This is a genomic window from uncultured Granulicatella sp. (genome assembly GCF_963515615.1).
GTDB lineage: Bacteria > Bacillota > Bacilli > Lactobacillales > Aerococcaceae > Granulicatella.
This window is the reverse complement of sequence record NZ_CAUPZT010000019.1, coordinates 1-17,644: the sequence shown is the minus strand read 5'-3', so window position 1 is coordinate 17,644 and position 17,644 is coordinate 1. Positions and strand designations below refer to the sequence as shown.

The following is a 17,644-nucleotide window of genomic DNA, read 5'->3' as shown; positions in this document are numbered from 1 at the left end:
GTTACCGACAGGATTTTTGTTTTGAATGATTATCTTGCAAAGCCGACAGCTTTTTCCATTTTACGAAGAGTTTTAGAAGCAACAGTGTTTGCTTTTTTTGCTCCTTCATCTAAAATCTCATCTAATTGTTTAGAGTTTAATAATTCATAGTAACGTTCTTGGATTGGTTCCATCACCGTTACAATCGCTTCTGCTAAATCAGTTTTGAATGCTCCATATCCTGAATCTTTATAAGTTTCAACTAAATCTTCAATGCTACGGTTTGAAAATGCGCTAAAGATTGTTAAAAGGTTCGAAATTCCTGGTTTTTCAGTTGGGTTGTATTCGATGACACCACTTGAATCTGTTACAGCACTCTTGATTTTTTTACGAATCATTGCTGGTTCATCTAACATACTAATGTATTCTTTCACATTAGCATCTGATTTACTCATTTTTTTCGTTGGTGTTTGTAAGCTCATAACACGTGCTCCAGCTTTTGGAATAAATGGTTCAGGCATTTTTAATAATTCGTTACCATTTCCATAGCGGCTGTTAAAACGAGTTACAAAGTCACGTGTTAATTCCATATGTTGTTTTTGGTCTTCCCCAACAGGAACAACTTCAGCATTGTATAAAACAATGTCTGCTACCATTAGAGGTGGATAAGTTAATAACCCTGCAGATACAGATTGTTGTTTTTGAGATTTATCTTTGTATTGTGTCATACGTTCTAATTCACCGACACCTACATTACATTGTACAATCCATGCAGCTTGAGCATGCGCTGGAACTTCAGATTGAACGAAAATCGTAGATTTTTCAGGGTCTAATCCAATGGCTAAGTATAACGCTGCAAGTGAACGAGTTTGTTCTTTTAATTTTTTAGGGTCTTGTGGAACTGTAATCGCATGTTGGTTTACGATACAGTATGTACAGTCATATTCGTCTTGTAAGGCAACGAAGTTTTTCATCGCACCAATGTAGTTTCCAATGGTTGGAATAGCTGAAGGTTGTACTCCAGAAAAAATTTTCTTTTTAGTCATTTGTATTCTCCTTTAAATTTCAATCAATTAGTCTTATTATACCGTATTTTTGGAAAATTTACACAAAAAAATATGTTTTTGTGGAGGCTCATAATAAGGAAATGTAGTTATCTTTGCAGTAAATCTGTTATTATATGCTTAGTTTTCAAAATTAGATAAAAATATAAGGAGATATTCAACAATGCCGCAAAATCTTTTTAAAGAATTGGAAAAATTAGAGCAAGTAGAAGCGATTGTTCTGGGAGGATCACGAGCTGGAGAAAATTATGATAAAGATTCTGATTATGATGTCTATGTCTATTTGACAGCACCTATAGCCGAAGAGATTAGAAAAGAAATTCTGAGTAAGTACTGTTCCTATATGGAAATTGGAAATCAATTTTGGGAATTAGAGGATGATTGTGTTTTAAAGAATGGGATAGAGATTGAATTGATTTATCGTTCATTAGATAGTTTTGATAAAGAGTTAGAAAATGTGATTCTTAATCATCAAGCTCAAAATTCTTATACAACATGTATGTGGTATAATGTAATGAACAGTAAAATTCTTTACGACAAAGACGGGCACTATGCTCAGTTAAAGAGTAAATATCATTTGCCTTATCCATCAGCGTTAAAAAGAAATATCATCAGTAAACAACTATTATTACTAGAACAAGGGATGCCAGCTTTTTCTAAACAAATTCAAAAAGCTATTAAACGTCAAGATTTATTAAGTATGAATCATCGAAGTAGTGAATTTTTTGCGTCTTATTTTGATTTATTGTTTGCACTTAATGAACAACTTCATCCGGGTGAAAAACGTATGTTACAGTATGCTAAAGAACGATGCGCCCATTTACCAAAAGATTTTGAAGAGAATATTCAAGCTTATTTTCAAGATCTTTACAGCTCTGATAAGCAAGAGCAAGCGGTAAAAGTATTGTCTACTCTATTAGTTCATCTTAGAGCATTAGTAGAAGAGTGTGATTAGAAAATGAAGGAATCAAAAGATAGGTTGTTTTGATAAGGTTTATAGAATTAGTGGTGAAAAATTCTCTGAAAAATGGTTGCAAATAAGTTAAGAAAAGAGTGTCTTATCGGAATAACACTGAAATGTGAAAAAGGATATTGCTTGACAAAAATTAAAAAAAGATTAAACCTTGAAATAATCAGGTTTTAATGTATTAGTTTTAGGGAGTCGTAAAAAAATAATTTGTGAAAAAATTAAATTTTTACGAAAAATGTATAGATTTTATTCTAAAAATAATATATAATATAAAGCGTGATGAGCCCATCTAAACTAGCTCATCGAGAAGGAGCGATTTATGGTTACATTATACACATCACCAAGTTGTACTTCATGCCGTAAAGCACGTGCATGGTTAGAAGAACACACTATCGCATATACTGAAAGAAATATTTTCTCTGAACCATTAACAATTGACGAAATTAAAAACATTTTACGTATGACGGAAGATGGAACAGAAGAAATTATTTCAACACGTTCAAAGGCATTCCAAGAACTAAATTTAGATTTAGATGAAGTTCCTTTGAATCAATTATTTGTTTTAATTCAAGAAAACCCAGGCTTATTACGTCGTCCAATTATGTTGGATGAAAAGAGATTCCAAGTAGGATATAACGAAGATGAGATTCGTCGTTTCTTACCTCGTGCAGTAAGAGCTTTTGAATTAGATCAAGCACAAAGATTAGTAAATTTTTAAGAATAAAAGCACTGTAGAGATTTCTACAGTGTTTTTTTATTTGCTTAGAAACTGTCAGTGGGGTATTAGATATTTTCTTAAGTTTTTCTTTTTTCATCCATAATTTTTAAATAATTTCAAAACTTTCTCTTTTTACTTGAAAAAAAATGTATAAGAGGAGTATGATGTAGAATACAAAAGGAAAAGGAGATGAGTATATGTTTTTAACAAAAGACATGACTGATGAGTTCCGTCAAAAATTTCAATCTGACGGACAAAAGAAAGTTGCACAACATGCAACTGTGAAAAATGGGATTCACGCTTCTAGCCAAAATGTAGAAGCAATCGTGAAAAACCCACCTGTTTATTCCATTGATTTGGAACATGGAAAGGTGGCAAACCAAAAACAATCTGGGAGATGTTGGATGTTTGCTGCACTAAACACGTTCCGTCATAAAATCTTTAATGAGTTTAAGCTAGAGGAATTTGAACTTTCTCAAAGCTATACTTTTTTCTGGGATAAATATGAGAAGGCGAATTTCTTCCATGAGAATATTTTAAAAACGGCTCATGAAGCTATTACAAGTCGTAATGTTGCCTTCTTACTTCAAACACCACAACAAGATGGTGGACAATGGGATATGATTGTTTCCATCTTTAATAAGTATGGTGTCGTACCTAAGGCAGTAATGCCAGAAAGTTTTAGTAGTTCAGCTTCTGGAGAGTTGAATAAATACTTAAACAAAAAACTTCGTGAAGATGCGAAGATTTTAAGAGATTTAGTAGCAGGGGGAGCTACTGAAGAAAAAATCTTGGAAGTTCGTAAACAATTGATGAAGGAAGTCTATGATTTACTAGCCATCAGTTTAGGAACTCCACCAGAAGTGTTTGATTTTTCTTATCGTGATAAAGACAAAGAATATCATCACTATGAAAATTTAACACCACAAGCATTTTATAAACAGTTTGTAGGGTTAGATTTAGATCAATATGTATCAATTATTAATGCACCAACAGCAGACAAACCATATAATCGCTCTTATACTGTTGAAATGTTAGGAAACGTTGTTGGAGGAACTCCTGTAAAATACTTAAATGTAGAAATGGATACGTTCAAGAAACTTGCAATTCAACAATTAGAACAAGGAGAATCGATTTGGTTTGGTTGTGATGTGGGTCAATTCTCAGGTCGTGATACTGGATTAATGGCAATGGATCATTTTGATTTGAAAGGTTTATTGGGGTTAGATTTTAAACTTTCTAAAGCGGATCGCTTAGAATATGGAGAAAGTTTAATGACACATGCCATGGTATTAACTGGGGTCGATTTAGTAAATGGAAAACCAACTCGTTGGAAAGTAGAAAATAGTTGGGGAGAAAAATCTGGGGTCAATGGATTCTGGATGATGTCAGATGAATGGATGGATGAATTTACGTATCAAATCGTGGTTCGTAAGGAGTTCTTAACGCCAGAGCAATTAGCAGCATTTGATTCTGAACCAATCGTATTAGCACCATGGGATCCGATGGGTTCGTTAGCCTAATATGAGGGCGGAAAAGGCTTATTTTTATAGTAGCGGAGGATGCCAGCAGACCTGCGGTCTCATGGCTAAAAATCGAGCCTAAGGTCTCGATTTTTCCAAATGAGGCTGGGCAAAAAGTCTCAAAAATAGAAGAAAGCACTATAAAATTCTGAAACAGAATTTTATAGTGCTTTTTAGTCTTATAAATTAAACATAGGAGTCTACCTCTGTTATAATAAGTTTGAACGAAATAAAATAAGAAAGGGTGACTCCTATGTACAAAAATTATACCACACCAACAGATACTTTAGAACTAAATTTTACATTAACTGTTCCTAAAAATCATATTGCTCGCTTCATTAATCAGTTTGTAGATTCCATTCCAGATTCTATTATCTTTCCTAACACAACATCAAAAATGGGTAGACCTGCTCATCATCCTCGTATGTTATTAAAAATGATTCTCTTCGCTTATACTCGCTCTACGTATAGTGGTAGAAAAATTGTCCAATTGAATGAAGAAAATATTCCTATGCAGTGGCTGTCTCAACAAACTTATGTCTGTTACCATGTCATTAATAATTTTAGAAGTAATAAAGAGTTTTCTTCTATCATTAAAAACATTTTCGTATACTTTACTTTATTACTCCAACACTATCATATTATTGATTCAGATAGTTTATTTATTGATGGTACAAAAGTCCAAGCAGATGCCAATCGTTATTCATTTGTATGGCGCAAAGCTGTTGAAAGATATGATGAAGCTTTAAATGAAAAAATTAGTACATTATATGATCAATTAATTCAAAATCAAGTGAATGTTGCTTTATCAGAAGAAGAAAAAATTACTGAATATGGTGTTAATGCCATGATTGAAGCTACTAATGAATCTCTTAATCAGTTAGAAGAACTCATTCAAGAAGAACCTAATCATATTGTTGGTGGTTCTAAAAACAAACAGAAAAGACGTTTGTTAAATTCTTTTAAACGTCAACTTGAAAAAGATTTTCTACCTCGTAAAGAAAAATATACTAAAGCTATGGAAACATTTGATAATAGAAATAGTTATTCTAAAACAGATAACGATGCTACTTTTATGTGTATGAAAGAAGATGCCATGAAAAATCGAGAGTTGAAACCTGGTTATAATCTTCAAATTGCAACGAATCATCAATATGTTTTAGGCTTTGATGTATTTCCTAATCCTACAGATATGCGGACTCTTAAACCATTTCTCGAATCATTTAAACTATTAGAAAATTTTTCTACTATTGTTGCAGATGCTGGATATGGTAGTGAAGAAAATTATCAATTGATTCTTGAAGAGTATGAAAAAACACCTTTGATTCCTTATACAATGTACGAAAAAGAACAAACTAAGAAATTTAAAAACAACCCTGCCAATAGACAAAATTGGCAGTACATTGAAAAGGAAGATTATTATATTGATCATTTAGGTGTGAAATTTAGTTTTAAATATTATTCAACAAGAAACGATAAGAATGGATTTACTCGTCAATTCAAAGTGTATGAGGCAGATTCTATTCAAGAAACAAAAGCGTTGGATGAGTTAGCGAAAACTCCTGCCGGACAACTTCGTCAGATTCGAGTGAATCAAGTTTGGGAGACTTATAAAGAAACTGTAAAAGAAGCGTTACATAGTGACCGTGGAAGAAGTATATATGCTCAACGAAAAATTGAGGTTGAGCCAGTTTTCGGTCAAATGAAACGCAATTTTGGAATGCGCAGAACTCATGTTAGAGGCAAAATTGCAGTTCATAATGACCTTGGTCTGATCTTTTTAGGGATGAATCTGCAAAGATTAATGAAATATATCTTAAATAATATGAATCAAGGGTGGTTTATCCCTCTTGATTTTACTGATTTAACTAAAGAGTGCCATTTAAATTCGATTTTTTTACAAATTCTAATAGAAAAGCACGTCTTGATTTTGATTGTCGCAAAATCAGGACGTGCTTTCTTCTATTTTTGAGACTTTTTGCCCAGCCTCATTTTTGCTACTGCGAAAGTCTTATCTCTTGGAACGTTAATTTATTAGAGAACGTTTAAGAGTTGGTGGAAATGACTTTTTAATATAGTAGCGGAGGACGCCAGCAAACCTTCGGTTTCATGGCTAAAAATCGAGCCTAAGGTCTCGATTTTTCCAGCACTAGAATCCCATTGGATTCTAGTGCTAAGGCTACTATAAAAAGTTATTTCCTTTTTTTATTTCAAAAATCCTAATAAAAATTTAACCATTTAGGTACAAGAGTTTTTAGGCAGAATATGGTATGATAAGTGCGTTATGGAAGGGAGAGAAGATTGTGGAAGTGACAAATATGTTTCAAACGGCGTTAGAAAACCAATGGCAGAAATTACCAACGTATCGTCTGTTAGTCATAGGAGAATCTAATGTTGGAAAAACAACGTTAATTCAATCCTTATTTGATTTAAAGAAAAACGAAAGTATTCCACAATTCCAAGTAGAAGAGTATTCACTATTTGAGGAACTTCCAACTGTATTGGATTATGATGCATGTATTTATTGCCTAAATGGTTCTAGTGATGAATTCTCTGTTAAGACTAGAGAAACATTGTTGCAAATGGCTCATCAACTTCCGACGATTATTGCCTTAACGCAATCGATTGGAACTAAAGCTGAACAATTTCAAAGTCAATTAGTTGATTTATCTCTTCCGGTCAAAGGAATTATTAATGTTATGGCAGAACCTTATCCCATTTATGAATCAGTACATCTTCCTTCATTTGGATTAGAGGAATTATTAGATTTATTACTAGAATGTGCGACTCAGACAAAGGTAGAAACGCTTGTAAGTTTGCAAAAAATCGATTGTAAGAAAAAACTTCAGATAGCTAAACAGATAGTGGAACAGAAAATCGATGAGATCTTCCAAGTATCAGTAGATATTCGTCAGTTTTTTAAACAAATTATTGAAGTTTTAGGTACTGCGTATGCTTATTTCGGGAATCAAATAGAAGCGAATCGTATGTTGGAAGTGCTGGAAAATCTTTATCAAAGAAAATTTCAATCGTATCAAGAATTATGTTTTATCCATCAACAATCATATTATTTAGTAATGATGTTCAGTGCTTGTTGTTATAGTGGGGTTGAAATGATGGCATTATTATTAAAAAAAGAAAACTCCTTTACGATTCAGGAAAGTAGTATGTTATTAGAAACAAAAATTGCAAGTCGGATGAAGCAAGGAAAACAAAATGCTGAAGTTCAAGCCTTTATTATCAAAAATGAATTAGAAACAGAAGAAATGACGGTTCAAAAACCAGTCGTTCATGTTCAAGTGAAAAAGAAAAATATACTACAACAATTTAAAAAGCAATCTCGCCAATGGATGCACAACTCATTAGATGCCTTTAGTAAATGGGCAAGAAAATAAGAGTGCAAAATAATTCTAAAAAAATAAGAAATGGTTAGGATTTTTTTAGAAAGTAGGATACAATATAGAGGATATGACCGAATTTGAATAGGAGGAAGAAAGATGTTTAAAGATGTGAATGAACAAATTTTAAAATTAATTGAAAAAAATAGTCGCTTAACAACAGAAGAAATTGCGACTTTATTAGCCATTGAACCAACAGAAGTTCAAAGAAGAATTCAAGAATTAGAAGACCAAAAAGTGATTTGTGGGTATCATACATTAATTAACTGGGAAAAAACAGATGATGTGAATGTATCTGCGATTATCGAATTAAAAGTAAACCCACAACGAGGAATGGGATTTGATCGTATTGCAGAGAAAATTTATCACTTTCCTGAAGTAGAAGATTTATATTTAATGTCTGGTGGATATGATTTCATGGTGAAATTGAAAAAAGCACCAATGAGAGATATTGCTGCGTTTGTATCTAGTCGTTTATCTGTCATTGAAGAAGTTCAATCTACGACAACTCATGTTGTATTAAAACAATATAAAGACCATGGCACAATGTTTGTTGGTAAGAGTGGAGATAAACGGATGGTGGTTACTCCATGATTGAATCATTATTAAGTCAAAAAGTAACAGGAATTAAACCTTCGGGCATTCGTCGTTTTTTTGATATTGCCAATGAATTAGAGGATGTCATCAGTTTAGGAGTAGGAGAACCAGATTTTGATACTCCTTGGCATGTAAGAGAGGAAGGGATTTATTCACTTCAAAAAGGAAGAACTTTTTACACAGCCAATGCAGGTTTGAAAGAATTACGTCAAGAAATTTGTCGTTATATCGAACGGAAACAAGGCGTTACATATAATCCGATGACGGAGGCTCTTGTAACGATTGGAGGAAGTGAAGCCATTGACTTAGCCATGCGTGCTTTATTAAATCCAGGTGATGAAGTAATTTTCTGTGAACCTTGTTATGTATCATATTTACCATGTATTGTGTTATCGAATGGAGTACCTGTAAGAATTCCTCTAAAAGAGGAAAATCAATTCCGTTTAACACCGGAAGAACTAGAAGCAGCGATTACACCAAAAACAAAAGCAATCATCCTTTCTTTCCCAAATAATCCGACAGGAGCGGTGATGAGTCGTGAAGACTTAGAAGCGATTGCCAAAGTAATTTTGAAATATAATGTTGTCGTGATTTCAGATGAAATTTATTCTGAATTAACGTATACAGGAAATCGTCATGTCAGTATTGTAGAAATTGAAGGTATGAAAGAAAGAACTGTTTTAATCAATGGTTTCTCAAAAGCTTTTGCGATGACTGGATGGAGAATGGGGTATGCTCTAGCTCCTGAAGTATTGATGAAACAAATGATTAAAATCCATCAATTTACCATTATGGCAGCACCAACGACAAGTCAATATGCAGGAATTGATGCATTGAAAAATTGCGATGATGATGTCATTGAAATGAGAGATAGTTATAATCAACGTAGACGCTACTTATTGAAGAAAATGGAAGAATTAGGGATTCCATGTTTTGAACCATTTGGAGCTTTCTATATTTTCCCAAATATTTCTCAATTTGGAATGACTTCTGAAGAATTTGCGACAAAACTAGTGCAAGAAGAACGAGTAGCCGTTGTTCCAGGATCTGCCTTTGGTGAAAGTGGAGAAGGATTTGTTCGTATTTCTTATGCCTACTCATTAGATAGTTTGAAAAAAGCCATTGAACGTTTAGAAAGTTTTATTCATAAATTAAGAAATGGTGAAATTTCCTAAAATAAAACTCCTGTCATCATGAAGTGACAGGAGTTTTTGATTGTAAACATTATTCTTGATTGAAAATACCTGTTGAGAGGTAACGTTCACCAGTATCTGGTAGAAGGGCTACAACAGTTTTTCCTTTGCCAAGTCTTTTAGCGACACGTAATGCAGCAGCAACTGCAGCACCTGATGAAATTCCTGTTAGAATTCCTTCGGTAGCAGCTAATTTTTTAGCTGTTTCAATGGCTAATTCACTTGTAATTAATTCAAAATCATCGATGACTTCTTTATCGATAATACTTGGTAAGAATCCAGCAGAAATTCCTTGGATACGGTGTTTTCCTTTTTGTCCTTTTGAGATAAATGGAGCTTCTTCAGGTTCTACACCAATAATTTGAACAGCAGCATTTTTTTCTTTCAAGGCACGACCAACACCTGTAATAGTACCACCTGTTCCAATTCCGGCAACAAATGCATCAGGTGTTTTACCATCAAAGGCTTGAATAATTTCTTGACCAGTAGTTTGATAATGAATGCTTGGGTTAGCTGGGTTATCAAATTGTTTTGCCCAGAAGTAACCAGGTTGTTGTGACAATTCTTCTGCCTTTTGAACGGCAGCTCCGAAACCTTCAGCAGCAGGTGTTAATAGTACTTCTGTACCATAGGCTGCCATTAATTGACGACGTTCGATAGACATTGAGTCTGGCATAATCGTAATCACTTTGTAGCCTTTAGCTGCTCCAACTAGGGATAAGCCGACACCAGTATTTCCAGAAGTTGCTTCGATAATCGTATCTCCTGGTTTTAGCTGACCTTCTCTTTCAGCAGTTTCAATAATATTCAGTGCGATACGGTCTTTTACAGAACCACCAGCGTTAAAAGCTTCCACTTTCACGTAAATATCTGCACTATCTGCATCTGTTAAACGATTTAGTTTAACAAGGGGTGTATTACCGATTAATTCAGTAATATGGTTTACTCTTTTTGACATAAGAATACCTCCAAAATATTTAATTGGGCAACTTTGAAGGGCTGCTTAAGGGGTATTTTAGACCTATTTTCCTATAGATGCAAGAGAAAAAAACAAAAAAATATGAAAGAAGTTAAATATATGAAAAAGTTTGTAAAAACAATGAAAAAAATTGAAGATTTCATGAGTGAGGGAGTGTTTCCGGGATTTAGTGTAGCGTTTATAGAAGAAGAAAAAGTAATAAAATTTTTTGGAGGAACACTTACGAATCATGAACATTCTAAACTAATTGAAGATGGATTATTTTATGATTTAGCTTCCGTCACAAAAGCATTTGTAACAAGTACTTTATTAGTTCAAATGGTTGAAAAAGGGGAAATTCATTTAGATGAATCCATTATTAGATGGTTTCCAAATGCAGATAAAAGAGTCACACTTCGCCATTTAATAACGCATACTTCAGGTTTATGGGGATATATTGAAAATCGTAATGAATTAGCACCGGAGGAGTTAATTGAAGCCTTATCAACATTACCAGTGACGGAAACGTTTCACCATACTGTAAAATATACGGATACAGGATTTGTGCTAGCAGGCATTATTTTGGAAAAAGAATTTGGGAAACCAATAGCAGATTTATTTGAAGAAAGAATTGCTCGTCCGTTAAAACTAACGGCTTCATATGGTCCACTTCCAAGTGAGAGGTGTGTTCCAACGGCTTTTGAAGAAAGACGGGGTAGATTACTGCAAGGAGAAGTGCATGATCCTAAAGCAAGTATTTTACAAAGAAGATGTGGAAGTGCAGGATTATTGGCAACGCTGGATGATTGTATTACGTTAGTACAATTATATTTACATGATGGAAAGTTGGGAGACTTTGAATATTGTAGTGCAGAAATGATGCAAAGTTTATTGAAGGACTGGATACCTACAAGGCAAGCAGGGAGGTCTCTTGGATGGGATATGGACCAAGTGGGGGAACAAATTTGGTTAAGACATACTGGATTTACAGGGACAACAGTGTTGATGAATTTAACAACAAAACAGGCGATGATTTTATTAACGAATCGAATTCATCAATATGAAGATACGCCATCTTATAATCGATTACGAGAAGAATTGATTCTGCTTTACGAACAGGAAGTGCAGTACAAAGAGACTTCTTGATATAGTAGCAGTAGACGGCAGCAGCTTCGCTAAAGCGAATCTCATACCTAAAAATTGAGCCTAAGGTCTCAATTTTTCCAGTGATAAAATCTGCATAATGCAGGTTTTATCACTCGTGCTACCATAAGAAGTCTTTTGTGCTTTAGTGGGAGTTTATGAGAGTGGATTAGTAAAATGATATAAGCTGATTTTGCCTCTAAAAATATGATTCTTTAATAAGTGGAGAAAGATAGGTGTAATTTTAGTTTTAAAGTAATTGCGGATACTATCAAAGTAAAAGGTTATGGAGAATAAATTTGTAGAATTTATCAATAAAAAGTAGTTATTTCAACAGTTACAGTTGGTGCTTTATTGGTATTAGTTTTTGAATGGTATTCATATAACCAGCATCAAATAGAACAACAAGCAAAAGTTGTACAATTAGAAGAAGATAGTAAATCTGACAAAGAACAAGTTGATGAAACTTTCAAACAAGAGAAACTGGATACAATTGTCAATTTTCTTACAGATATTACAGAAAAATTCCAAAAATAAATGTATGTTTTGAAGAAAGAAGAATAAAAAGCTTCAGATAAGGCAAAAGGAGAAAACAGAGAGAAGAATTAGCTTTATCTCAATCTTCTAGCGGTTCTGCTGTTTATTCTTCTGGTAATTCTAATTACGCTCCAGAACAATCATATACTTCAAATAATAGTCAAACTTATTCAGGCTCAACTGGCGGAGATACTAGTAGTTATAAAGCACCAGTTGCTGAACAACCTGCTGCAAGTGGAGGTTCTAGTGTATTGGGCACAGGTGTAAAAGATATCTACGTATCAAACGAACTCGAAGACCATGGACATTATATTTATGACAGCAATACAAGAAATGTATACGATCAAAGTGGTCATTATGTTGGTAACACTGGTGGAGGTATTGTAGATTTCATTCCTCACCGTTAATGTTATGGAGTTGTGTAGTTCAGTATAGTTCTAAAATAATGAGATATAATTTAAAAGGGAGTGTGTCTTGCTTTTATTATTCTATTTGTGAGAGTATTTGTTTTATAACCATTAGTAAAATAAAGAAAAAGTGTACATTGGTGAAGAAATAACACTTAAGAAACAAAAAGAAGTGGAAATACCAATTCCATAAATAGCACCTAGAAGTTATCTAGGTGTTTTTTTGTCTAATAATAATATTTTTTAAAGTAGAATTTGAATAATTTTTTTAATATTTTTTTCAAAAGTAAAAAAATCACTTTGTGATACTTTTATCTATTGGTTATATTGGTTTTAAATGAAATAATTTGAATAATTAAAATTCAATATAAATCATAAAGTTCATAGTATTTACAAAGAAAAATAATAATTTTCTACAATGAAATAGCTTGCAAGAGGAAACGGAGTAGAAAATAAGAAACCCTAACACATTGTGAATTATGAAACTATTTTTTTTTTTAATAAACTTATAGTATAATAAGTCGTATTCATAATATAAAAAATAACAGTAAAGGAGAATACGATGAGAAGAAGACCAGAAAATATGTGGAATAAAGTCCAAAGATTTTCAATCCGAAAATTTTCATTCGGAGTAACATCAGCATTAGTTGGAACATTCTTTCTAGCAAATGCTTCAATGGTTCAAGCTTCATCAATTGAAAAAGAAGCTGGAATTCAAAAAAATCAGTTAGAAATAAATAAGGTAGCCGAAGATTCTTTAAAAGAAAATAAGGTTGAAGTAAAAAAAGAAAAAACTGTTGAAAAAAATCATTTATCTGAAGTGATTAATGAGTTAACAGATATTTTAGCAACTGTAAATAAGGATAAAGTTTCAAAAAGTAGTTTATTACAATTTGAAACAGCTTTATCACAAGCGAAATCAGTTTTACAAAATGAATCAGCAACTCAAGAAGAAGTTGATAGCGTTGTAAGAAGTCTAAAAAATAGTCTCTCAATTATAAAATCAATGCCAAAATTATCAACTTCAAGTGAAGAAAAAGAGAAGAAAAATGCTGTTCCTCAAAAAGAAACAGTAGAAACTCCTTCATCAAAAGTACAAGAAGAAGTATCTTCTCCAAAAACACAAGAAGAAAAGAATGCATCTTTGAAACAAATTCAAAAAGATCTTCAAAACTATCTAACAGCAGTTGGAGAAAAAGAAAATAAAGAAACAAAAATAGATGAAGCAAAATCTATTTTAGCCAATATTACAACACAATTAGAAAATCCTACACTAAGTTCAGAAGAGTTAACAGTATTGTTAAAACAAGCTAGTCAAGTAAGAAATTCTATTGTAAATGAAGTGTTAAGAGAAACTTCAGGTGCTCGTGATTCACGTAATGGTCTAAATATGGGCGAAGGGGTACACTTAAGAGCAAATGGTGAAATCAATTCTGGGGCTCTAGCGAATATTAAATATTTTGCTTCTGTTGACCCTAGAGATAATAACGGCAACAACACAAGAAATAATGATCCTGAGTATACTAGAAATCATACAGATATCAAAGCCTACTATATGCAAGATAGTGAAGGGAAATGGATTGTTTATGATGTTTTCTTCAATAACAATGGAAGAAAGATAACTGATAATTCTTATCAAGAACACTATTATTTCCAAGCGCCATTTAACATCATGGATCTAAATTCGAATGGAACTTATAAATCTAACACAATAAAAGATCTAAAATTTACACGTTATCGTAATACCGGAGGTAGCAGACTTTCAGATGGTTTCCAAGGATTTGAACGATATGGAAATACAGCTGTAATTTCAAAGCCATGGGAGCAACAATACCGTATTTTTGATGCTGATAGAGATACGTTTTATGATCCATACTCAGGGGTATATCGTGAAAATCAAAGATGGTCGGTGTTTAAAAATAATCAAAATGATCCAACATTAAATGAACTTCCTAAAAATAAAAATAATGGTTATCCAGGACTATCGTATTATCTAGGGGTAGATGTTAGAAGAGGAAGTACTGATTATGCAATGCACATGCATGTTAAGATTAAACTAAAAGATAATGTGACTACTGAAGAAGCAGCTCGATATGGTCGTGTTTACGCGGCAACAGTTGCGAAAGCACCTACAGCTAATCGTTCTTTTATTATGGGGGCAGCAGGAACTCGTTTAACAACAAAAACTGATGCACAATTATCTCCTATCCAAGGTAGCACACATAACAAAACAGTGGGAGATACACTTCCAAATCCAGATAATCCAGTAGCTGCTAAATATATTACTCCTAAAAATGGTGGAGAATTTCCTGGTGGAATGAGCTGGAGTTGGAAAAATAATATTAAACCAAGTACAGCTGAAGCAGGGGTGTTCAGATATACTGCTGTGGCTACTTATCAAGATGGTTCCAAATCAGATGCTGCAAATTCTGGTTCAGACGGCACGGTTACATTAAATGTCAAACCTATTAAACCGACTATTACAGCTAATGATGTCGTGCATAAAAAAGGATTAACAAATCAAACAATCACGGTAAATGTTGGTACAGGGGTTAAGGATGGTTCTACAGTTACTTTATATGATGGAGCTAATGTAATCGGAAGAGGAACAACTAATGGAACTACTGCAAGAATTACAGTTTCTAGTGCTTTACCAGGAAGACCTATTACGGCTGTAACAACGGTTAATAATAACGGAACTGTAATTTCTGAAAAAAGTGATGGAGTTACACCAACGGATGCTCCAGATAACCAAGCTCCAACGGTTAAAATGACAAATCCGACAGATGAAAATAGAGTAAGTGTATTAACAAGTAATGAGACTAATGCGCCTACAACTCGTATTTATAGAGGGGCAACTTTAAATGTTCCATTATCAATGTACGATAATGATCCTAAAGGAAAAGTAAACTTAAAATATGTAAGTGGATTACCTAAAGGGGTTACTTTTAACAATGGAACAACTCTTTCAAAAAATGGAGCGACAGAGACAAACCCTGGAACAACAAATGTAACTGGGAAAGTTGCTGCTGATGCACAATTAGGAAAACAAACTGTTACTTTCAAAGTATCCGATGATCAAGGAAACAATGTTGATAGCGGCAATAGAGCGACTGTTAAGTTTAATGTTGAAGTTGTTGACTTAGCTTTCCAAAAAAATAAAGGTGAAGTCAAAACAGATGGTACTCTTGTTGTAAAAACTGCTAAAGGAACGTCTTATACAGATTCGCATGATTTCATTACAACAACTGATGGAACAAATGTGGGAGACCAATTTTTTGCAGGTGGAATGAAGTTCAGATTTATTGACTCAAATGGAACTACGACAAGTAAAGTTACGTTAAATACTCCAGGTAAACATAATGTAAAAGCAGCAGCTTATTTCCATGATGGATACGCTGGAACAAATGGAGTTGAAAAAGTTACTAATTCTACTCCAGGTAAAGATAATGAAATTATCAATAGAACATTCCTATATAAAACTATTGAATTCCAAGTAAAACCAACTGCGCCAACAGTAACACCAGAAACAAATGGGGATGTTACAGTAACGCCAGTGACTGAAGAAAATGTTAATACATTTAATTTTACTTATAATGATCCGAATAACACACCAAAAACTGTTACAGCTACTAAGACTGGAAATGGATGGACATTAACAAATGCTCCTGCTGATGGTGTGACGATTGATCAAACTACAGGTAAAGTAACAATCAAAGATAGAGCAATAAAAGACTCTATTCCAGTTACAGCAATATCTAAAACAACTGATAACGTAGAAAGTGATCCATCAAGAGCTAATTCAAACGTTGGAGATAATGAACCACCTAAATTCAAGTTTACTTCTAATGGAAAAGAAACAAGAGTTGAAACTGGAGGAGAACAAGTAGCATATATCACTCCGACAGAAGATACAAACTTAAAAATTGGTACAGTTACAGATAACTCTGGTAAATTATCTGAGGTTAAATTCGCAGATAAGGCTAACAGAATATTCGGTATCCAAGGATTAGGTTCAGGTATTACTTATAATGAAGTAGCTAAAACAAATAATGGAGATGTGGATGCTCCAAGAGATATCATTGTTTCAGGTAAACTGCCAGAACGTAACGGAAACGCTACTTGGACAGATGATGTTGCAATTACACGTTTTGTTGTGGCAAAAGACGCTGCACTTAAGGAAATGAGAGATCAAAATGAAAATGTTTCAAATCCGACTCGTGTTAAATTGAAAGTTTTAACTCAAGCAACAAAATATGTTCCACATGTTGGAAATCAAGTAATTAATAAGGATATCACTGCTCCAGGTGCAACAGTTACTCAAGCAGAATTTGATACTATTAAATCAAATATTACCTTCACTTCAGATCGTGGTGATGTAAAAATCAGTAACGGTGCTAACAATAGAACTGCTGGTTTAAATATCACGATGAAAGACAATGGTGCAATTCAGAAAGATCCAGCAAATGGTTCATACTATGTAAATGCTAGAATTGAATATCCAGACCATTCAACAGAAGATGTTAGAATTCCGGTTGCGAAGTCTGATACAACAGCGCCAAAAGTGACGATAAATGGTAAAGAGTTATCAGAAACGGCTACAGATTATTCATTTATAGTATTTAAAGGTTCTACATTTAACCCAACTTTAAGAGTTAGTGATGATAAAAATGATGTGAAAAGCGTAAGTGTAACAGGCTTACCAAGTGGGAATAATTTCTCAGCAACAGGAAACTGGTCTAAAAATGGAGAAGATGTTCAAGTAACAGGTAATACGATTACAGCAACTAATAATGCTCAATTAGGAGATCATGAAGCAAGTATTGTTGTAAAAGACGTACTAAACAATGAGAAAACTTATAAATTCAAATATAAAGTTGTAGATGTTGAAATTAAAGAAACACCAAAAACAGTGCCATTAAATACACAATTAGGAGATTCTCATAATTATGTAAAAGTAGTAGACGGCACAAATAATGATGGTGATGATAAATACTATCCAGACGGTATGTCGTTCAAATGGAAGAAGGATACTGCTGAAGTTCCGAATGGAACTAGATTAAGCAGACCAGGAATCGTTTCTGAATATAAACCAGAAGTGAAGTTTAAATCTGGAGCTGGTTTCTATACAAAAACAATCGATGGTAAGGAAGTTAA

Annotated in this window: 13 protein-coding genes; 11 read left to right on the top strand and 2 right to left on the bottom strand. The window is 33.4% G+C overall.

The window, feature by feature from the left end; all coding sequences use genetic code 11:
- Positions 1 to 29: 29 nt before the first annotated feature.
- Entirely contained in the window at positions 30 to 1,025 is a 996-nt protein-coding gene (trpS, locus tag RYL55_RS04600; protein ID WP_315007697.1) for a tryptophan--tRNA ligase, read from the bottom strand.
- 181 nt (positions 1,026 to 1,206) lie between these two features.
- Here trpS and RYL55_RS04595 point away from each other — a divergent pair, with 181 nt between their 5' ends.
- The 7 genes from RYL55_RS04595 (at position 1,207) to RYL55_RS04565 (ending at position 9,424) form a co-directional block, all read left to right on the top strand.
- Positions 1,207 to 1,998, top strand: coding sequence for a nucleotidyltransferase domain-containing protein (locus tag RYL55_RS04595; RefSeq protein ID WP_315007696.1), 792 nt, complete (start codon positions 1,207 to 1,209; stop codon positions 1,996 to 1,998).
- 334 nt (positions 1,999 to 2,332) lie between these two features.
- Positions 2,333 to 2,731 (top strand): transcriptional regulator SpxA, encoded by a 399-nt coding sequence (gene spxA, locus RYL55_RS04590; protein ID WP_315007694.1) that lies wholly within the window; start codon positions 2,333 to 2,335, stop codon positions 2,729 to 2,731.
- A gap of 197 nt (positions 2,732 to 2,928) precedes the next feature.
- A complete protein-coding gene (locus RYL55_RS04585) occupies positions 2,929 to 4,254 on the top strand; it encodes a C1 family peptidase (RefSeq protein WP_315007692.1) in 1,326 nt (441 codons plus the stop codon).
- Between the two features lie 253 nt (positions 4,255 to 4,507).
- On the top strand, positions 4,508 to 6,226 hold the full coding sequence (locus tag RYL55_RS04580; protein WP_315007690.1) for an IS1182 family transposase: 1,719 nt from the start codon (positions 4,508 to 4,510) through the stop codon (positions 6,224 to 6,226).
- Positions 6,227 to 6,557: 331 nt separating this feature from the next.
- Positions 6,558 to 7,649 carry a hypothetical protein gene (locus RYL55_RS04575; RefSeq protein WP_315007688.1) on the top strand — a complete coding sequence of 364 codons (1,092 nt, stop codon included), beginning with the start codon at positions 6,558 to 6,560 and terminating at the stop codon, positions 7,647 to 7,649.
- A 102-nt stretch (positions 7,650 to 7,751) separates the two neighbouring features.
- Positions 7,752 to 8,246 (top strand): Lrp/AsnC family transcriptional regulator, encoded by a 495-nt coding sequence (locus RYL55_RS04570; protein ID WP_315007686.1) that lies wholly within the window; start codon positions 7,752 to 7,754, stop codon positions 8,244 to 8,246.
- Positions 8,243 to 9,424, top strand: a complete 1,182-nt coding sequence (locus RYL55_RS04565; RefSeq protein ID WP_315007684.1) for an aminotransferase class I/II-fold pyridoxal phosphate-dependent enzyme — start codon at positions 8,243 to 8,245, stop codon at positions 9,422 to 9,424. Before RYL55_RS04570 ends, RYL55_RS04565 begins: the two co-directional genes overlap by 4 nt.
- 49 nt (positions 9,425 to 9,473) lie before the next feature.
- Here RYL55_RS04565 and cysK read toward each other — a convergent pair whose 3' ends face one another.
- A complete protein-coding gene (cysK, locus tag RYL55_RS04560; RefSeq protein WP_315007682.1) occupies positions 9,474 to 10,400 on the bottom strand; it encodes a cysteine synthase A in 927 nt (308 codons plus the stop codon).
- 120 nt (positions 10,401 to 10,520) lie between these two features.
- Between cysK and RYL55_RS04555 the strand changes: the two genes are divergently transcribed.
- The 4 genes from RYL55_RS04555 to RYL55_RS04540 form a co-directional block, all read left to right on the top strand.
- Positions 10,521 to 11,546: a serine hydrolase domain-containing protein gene (locus RYL55_RS04555; RefSeq protein ID WP_315007680.1), complete on the top strand. Its 1,026-nt coding sequence runs from the start codon at positions 10,521 to 10,523 to the stop codon at positions 11,544 to 11,546.
- A gap of 351 nt (positions 11,547 to 11,897) precedes the next feature.
- On the top strand, positions 11,898 to 12,080 hold the full coding sequence (locus tag RYL55_RS04550; protein ID WP_315007678.1) for a hypothetical protein: 183 nt from the start codon (positions 11,898 to 11,900) through the stop codon (positions 12,078 to 12,080).
- Positions 12,081 to 12,331: 251 nt separating this feature from the next.
- The gene (locus RYL55_RS04545) at positions 12,332 to 12,487 is read left to right on the top strand and encodes a hypothetical protein (protein WP_315007676.1); all 156 of its coding nucleotides are present in this window, start codon (positions 12,332 to 12,334) and stop codon (positions 12,485 to 12,487) included.
- Between the two features lie 562 nt (positions 12,488 to 13,049).
- Positions 13,050 to 17,644, top strand: a 4,595-nt coding sequence (locus tag RYL55_RS04540) for a YSIRK-type signal peptide-containing protein (protein WP_315007675.1), incomplete at its 3' end; no start/stop codon positions are given.

Coding starts and splice junctions, on each gene's coding strand:
- RYL55_RS04595 (WP_315007696.1), top strand. CDS start 1,207: ATGCCGCAAAATCTTTTTAAAGAATTGGAAAAATTAGAGCAAGTAGAA.
- spxA (WP_315007694.1), top strand. CDS start 2,333: ATGGTTACATTATACACATCACCAAGTTGTACTTCATGCCGTAAAGCA.
- RYL55_RS04570 (WP_315007686.1), top strand. CDS start 7,752: ATGTTTAAAGATGTGAATGAACAAATTTTAAAATTAATTGAAAAAAAT.
- RYL55_RS04555 (WP_315007680.1), top strand. CDS start 10,521: ATGAAAAAGTTTGTAAAAACAATGAAAAAAATTGAAGATTTCATGAGT.
- RYL55_RS04585 (WP_315007692.1), top strand. CDS start 2,929: ATGTTTTTAACAAAAGACATGACTGATGAGTTCCGTCAAAAATTTCAA.
- cysK (WP_315007682.1), bottom strand. CDS start 10,400: ATGTCAAAAAGAGTAAACCATATTACTGAATTAATCGGTAATACACCC.
- RYL55_RS04565 (WP_315007684.1), top strand. CDS start 8,243: ATGATTGAATCATTATTAAGTCAAAAAGTAACAGGAATTAAACCTTCG.
- RYL55_RS04580 (WP_315007690.1), top strand. CDS start 4,508: ATGTACAAAAATTATACCACACCAACAGATACTTTAGAACTAAATTTT.
- trpS (WP_315007697.1), bottom strand. CDS start 1,025: ATGACTAAAAAGAAAATTTTTTCTGGAGTACAACCTTCAGCTATTCCA.